This is a genomic window from Microbacterium sp. BF1 (assembly GCF_019279095.1).
Classification (GTDB): Bacteria; Actinomycetota; Actinomycetes; order Actinomycetales; family Microbacteriaceae; genus Microbacterium; species Microbacterium maritypicum.
Genome location: NZ_JAGYWT010000437.1, coordinates 1 through 2,066, shown reverse-complemented (window position 1 = coordinate 2,066; position 2,066 = coordinate 1). Strand labels below are relative to the sequence as shown.

3 protein-coding genes and 1 pseudogene are annotated in these 2,066 nt (G+C 68.7%); all 4 read right to left on the bottom strand.

Annotated features, from left to right (window positions below; all coding sequences use genetic code 11):
* A partial coding sequence (locus KZA10_RS13320) for an MFS transporter (RefSeq protein WP_218683117.1) occupies positions 1-784 on the bottom strand: 784 nt, incomplete at its 3' end.
* Positions 784-1,332, bottom strand: a complete 549-nt coding sequence (locus tag KZA10_RS13315; RefSeq protein WP_218683116.1) for a helix-turn-helix domain-containing protein — start codon at positions 1,330-1,332, stop codon at positions 784-786. The genes KZA10_RS13320 and KZA10_RS13315, both read right to left, overlap by 1 nt.
* Positions 1,333-1,448: 116 nt before the next feature.
* A complete protein-coding gene (locus tag KZA10_RS13310) occupies positions 1,449-1,931 on the bottom strand; it encodes a DUF4349 domain-containing protein (RefSeq protein ID WP_308289672.1) in 483 nt (160 codons plus the stop codon).
* 9 nt (positions 1,932-1,940) lie between these two features.
* Positions 1,941-2,066: pseudogene (locus KZA10_RS18205) on the bottom strand (transposase); the annotation flags it as partial.

Genomic DNA, 2,066 nt, shown 5'->3' with positions numbered 1-2,066 from the left:
CCCACCCCTCGTCGTGAGCACGGAGGGCGAGTCCGAGCCCGATCGCCGGGCCGACCGCCAGATTCAACCCCGACAGTGCGATCACGAGCGTGCGGGTCGTGGGGTTCACGGAGAGATGGGTGAACCCGCGGGCGATGCCGCGCAGCGCGGACTCCTTCTCCGCGCGGGCGAGGCGGAAGCGCGGGCGCAGCCAGATCGCGATGAAGGCGACCACCACGGTGAAGGTCAGGGCGTTCACCGACGCGCTTGCGGCAAGGCCTGCGTGCGCCATGACGAACCCGCCTATCGCTGCACCTCCCATGGTCCCCAGGCGTGACGCCGTCTGGGCCGCAGCTCCGTAGGCCGGAAGATCGGCGGCTCTGACCAGCTGGCGGGCGATCGTGCCGGCTGACGGTTCGTAGAACGCATCGCATACCCCGAACGCGATGGCGGCGAGGAGGAGGACCGCGACCGAGGGCGGTGTCGTGAGCACCCACACGGCCACGGCGACCAGGACACCGACCCGGAGCACGTTGAACGCGAGCATGATGCGGCGGGCGTCCGCACGGTCGGCGATCACTCCTCCGAACAGGAGGATCACCGCGCGGGGCACCGTTCCTGCGGCGACGATCAGCCCGGCGACCGCGGGGGAGGCGACCTGCACGGCTGTCCAGGCGAGGGCGATCGTCCACAGGGCGTCACCGGCATCGGAGAGCGCCTTCACACCGATCCATGCATGCGCGAGGTGGTCCCGGCGGAACGCAGGAGGCGCGGTCACCTCGACGGGATCGCTGACCGTCGCCATCACGGCTCCGTGGGGAAGGCGTGCGCGAAGACGAAGACGGGGACGCGCTCCTGACCGTCGTCGAGGTCGATGCCCTCCTGCCACTCGCGGATCGTCCCGAGGATCCGCGCGGAGAGGTCGCGCAGCTCGTCGGGCGACGCCCAGGCGGTCGTCTCCGTGTTCGAGCCGTCGTATCCCGCGTACGCGGGGTCTCGGCGACTGCGGTGCCAGCGCTGCAGCCGGTCTATCTGCATCCGGATGCCCTGCCGCTGGGCTTCGCGCGCGAGCAGGGCATCGGCGGGGGAGTCCGCGTAGTCGTCGGTCGACCAGGTCAACCCGCGTCGAGCCACCTTCCACCAGCTGGTGCGCTTGTCACCGGCGGGATCCGGTGCGCGTTCGACGACGCCTGCGCGCTCCAGCATCCGCAGATGATGGCTGATGCTGCCGACCTGACTGTCGAGTGCGCGGGCGATCGCGGTGACCTGTGCCGTGCCGTACAGGAGCAGGTAATCGTAGATGCGGCGGCGCAGCGGGTGATGCACGGCGGTGATCACAGAGATGTCTTCCACGGGAGAAGACGCTAGTCCCGAGGTGACAGACGCACAAGACTTCTTGTATACCTCGGAATATCAACGAGAAGGCTCGCCCGGAGGCATCCGGGCGAGCCTTCTCCTACGGGGCGGCGTCAGTTCTCTTCGTCGGATGTCCCGCTTGAGGATCCCGCGGCGTCACGGCGGTTGCGACGCGTCCGGCGCAGGAGCCAGACGAGGAGCACGACCACCCCGGCGAGTGCGAGCCACGGGAGGATAAAGCCGAGGGCGATGACCAGTGCGTTCAGCGACACCACGAGACCGTTCCAGCCGGCCAGCAGGCCGTCGCCGAAGCCGGCCGGGTCGGCGGTCGTCGGTGCGCTCGCCTTCGTCAGCTGCACCTGCAGGGAAGACATCGCGACCTGGTCGTCGAGAGCGGCGAGCTGCTGTTCGTAGGATTCGAGCTGGGCCTGGCGGTCGGTCAGTGCGACCTCGGCCTCGATCAGCTCGGACACGCTTCCCGATTGCGCCATGAGCTGCGTGAGCCGCTCGACCGATGCCTTCGTGGAATCGACGCGGGCGCGCAGATCGATCGCGGCAGACGTCACGTCCTGCTTCGACGTCGACGACGAGAGCACCTCTCCGGTGGGGAAGTGCCCGCGGCGTCTCGTGGCCTGCCGGAACCTGGCATTGAGCGACTCGATCCCATTGGTCGTATAGATGAGGCGTCTGATCTCCGGCGGGAACTTCAGGAACGGCACGAACTCGCCCCA